Raw genomic sequence first — 2699 nt, 5'->3', positions numbered from 1 at the left:
CGGGAGTTTGACGCCGGAGCGGTTGGCGTCGGTGTTCAGGCCGAAGGTCGATGCGGTGTTGGCGTTGCATGAGGTGACGCGGGGCCTGGAGCTGGATGCGTTTGTGGTGTATTCCTCGGCGTCCGGTGTGCTTGGTGGTCCGGGGCAGGGCAACTACTCGGCTGCGAATGCGTTCCTGGATGCTTTCGCGCAGTGGCGCCGCACCCAGGGTTTGCCTGCTGTCTCACTGGCCTGGGGCCTGTGGGGTGACGCCGGTGGTATGGCCGGCGCCCTGGACCGGACGGATCAGGCCCGCATGCGGCGCAGCGGCATTCGGCCCCTGTCCGTCGAGGAGGGCATGGAGCTGTTCGACGCCGGCCTGGGCGCCGACGAACCGACCCTCGTACCCGTCAAGTTCGACCTTTCCGCGCTCACCGCACAGGCGGGTGCCGGCCAACTGGCTCCCATGCTGCAGGGCCTGGTCCGCCCGCCCCGGCGTGCCGCCTCCACCGGCGGCCCCGTCCCCGCCGACTCCCTTACGGACCGGCTGGCGGCGCTTCCGGCGGAGGAGCAGACGGAGATGCTGCTGGACCTGGTCCGCGGCGAGGTCGCCGTGGTGCTGGGGCACGCCGACGCCGAGAGCATCGTGCCTGGACAGGCGTTCAGCGACCTGGGCTTCGACTCGCTGACCGCAGTCGAGCTGCGCAACCGGTTGAACGCGGCGACGGGGCTGCTACTGTCGGCCACACTGATCTTCGACTATCCGTCCCCCGCCGCGATCACCGAGCATCTGCGCGCGGAACTGGCCCCGGGCCCGGCGGCCGGAGCGGTGGACCTTGCAGACATCGACGAGGCCGGGCTGCGCAAGGCCCTTGCCACGGTGCCGCTGAAGCGGTTCCAAGAGCTGGGCGTGCTGAAGCAGTTGCTGCCTCTCGTGGCTACGGCCCCCGGTGCCGTCACGCCCGCCCCCTCGGAAGCACGGCAGAACGCGTCGCGCCTGATCGCAGATTTGGACGTCGCCGGCCTCATCGAACGCGCCATGGGCGACACCAACAACTGAGCCCGTCGGGCTACGGAGGAACTCAGATATGTCTGTGCCCGAGGACAAGCTTGTCGCGGCACTGCGCGCCTCGCTCATGGAGAACGAGCAGCTCAAGGAGGAGCGCGACAGGGCTCTTGCGGCCTCGTCCGAACCGATCGCGATCGTGTCGGCCTCCTGCCGGCTGCCTGGCGGTGTCTCCTCGCCGGAGGACCTGTGGCGGTTGGTGGCCGAGGAGCGCGACGGCGTCACCCCGTTCCCGGAGGACCGTGGCTGGGACGTCGACCGGCTCTACGACCCCACGCCCGGCATGGCCGGCAAGTCCTACGTACGGGAGGGCGGCTTCCTCCATGACGCGGGTGAGTTCGATCCGGCGTTCTTCGGGATCTCGCCTCGCGAGGCCCTCGCGATGGACCCGCAGCAGCGGCTGCTGCTGGAGGCGTCGTGGGAGGCGTTGGAGCGGGCCGGAATCGACCCGACCACGCTGAAGGGCAGTCGTACCGGCGTCTTCGCCGGCCTGATGTATCACGACTACGAGGCGGCCGTGGCGGCCGGAAGCATCGTCTCGGGCCGGGTGGCGTACACCTTCGGTTTCGAGGGTCCGGCGGTGACGGTGGACACGGCGTGTTCGTCGTCTTTGGTGGCGATGCACTCGGCGGTCCAGGCGCTGCGCGGCGGTGAGTGCTCGCTCGCGCTTGCCGGTGGGGTGGCCATCATGGCCAGGCCGGGCAGCTTCGTGGAGTTCTCGCGGCAGCGGGGCCTCGCCCCCGACGGCCGGTGCAAGTCGTTCGCGGCGGGTGCGGACGGTACGGCGTGGGCCGAGGGCGTGGGTCTGGTCCTGCTGGAGCGTCTGTCGGACGCGCGGCGCAACGGTCATGGGGTTTTGGCGGTCGTCCGTGGCACGGCCGTGAACCAGGACGGTGCGTCGAACGGGCTGACCGCGCCGAACGGTCCTTCGCAGCAGCGTGTGATCCGTCAGGCGTTGGCGAACGCCGGTCTGACCGCGTCCGAGATCGACGTCGTCGAGGCACACGGTACGGGTACGTCGTTGGGTGACCCGATCGAGGCGCAGGCGCTGATCGCCACGTACGGTCAGGAGCGGGCCGGTAGTGAGCCGTTGTGGCTGGGTTCGTTGAAGTCGAACATCGGTCATGCGCAGGCGGCGGCCGGTGTGGCGGGTGTGATCAAGATGGTGCAGGCGATGCACCATGGTGTGCTGCCCAGGACACTGCACATCGACGAGCCCACGCCGAAGGTCAACTGGTCGGCGGGTGCCGTGGAACTCCTGACGGAGTCGCGGGAGTGGCCGGCGACGGAGGGGCGTCCGCGTCGTGCCGCGGTCTCCTCCTTCGGTATCAGCGGCACCAACGCCCACGTCATTCTCGAATCCGCCGAGAACGAGTCCCCAGAGCCGACTGTGATACGCGGAAGCGTGCCGCTCGTCCTCTCGGGCCGTACAGCCGACGCTGTGAGCGCGCAGGCCCGGCGGCTGGCGGACCATCTGGAACTGCACCGCGATCTGAGCCTGGTGGACGTGGCGTACTCGTTGGCTGTGTCTCGTGCGCGGTTCGAGCATCGTGCGGTGGTGGTGGCGGGTTCGGTGGACGAGGCGTGCGAGGGTCTCGGGTCGGTGCGTCCGGGGGCGGTGGGGTCCGGGCGTCTGGGTGTGTTGTTCACGGGT

Annotated in this window: 2 protein-coding genes; both read left to right on the top strand. The window is 69.6% G+C overall.

Features of this window, described 5'->3' with window-relative positions; all coding sequences use genetic code 11:
* A partial coding sequence (locus AQI95_RS43845) for a beta-ketoacyl reductase (RefSeq protein WP_159056772.1) occupies positions 1 to 1039 on the top strand: 1039 nt, incomplete at its 5' end.
* Positions 1040 to 1073: 34 nt separating this feature from the next.
* On the top strand, positions 1074 to 2699 hold a 1626-nt coding region (locus tag AQI95_RS43840), incomplete at its 3' end, for a type I polyketide synthase (RefSeq protein ID WP_425264980.1).

The sequence above is a fragment of the Streptomyces yokosukanensis genome, from assembly GCF_001514035.1.
Lineage (GTDB): Bacteria > Actinomycetota > Actinomycetes > Streptomycetales > Streptomycetaceae > Streptomyces > Streptomyces yokosukanensis.
The sequence above is the reverse complement of the archived record's forward strand: the minus strand, read 5'-3'. Positions and strand labels throughout refer to the sequence as shown.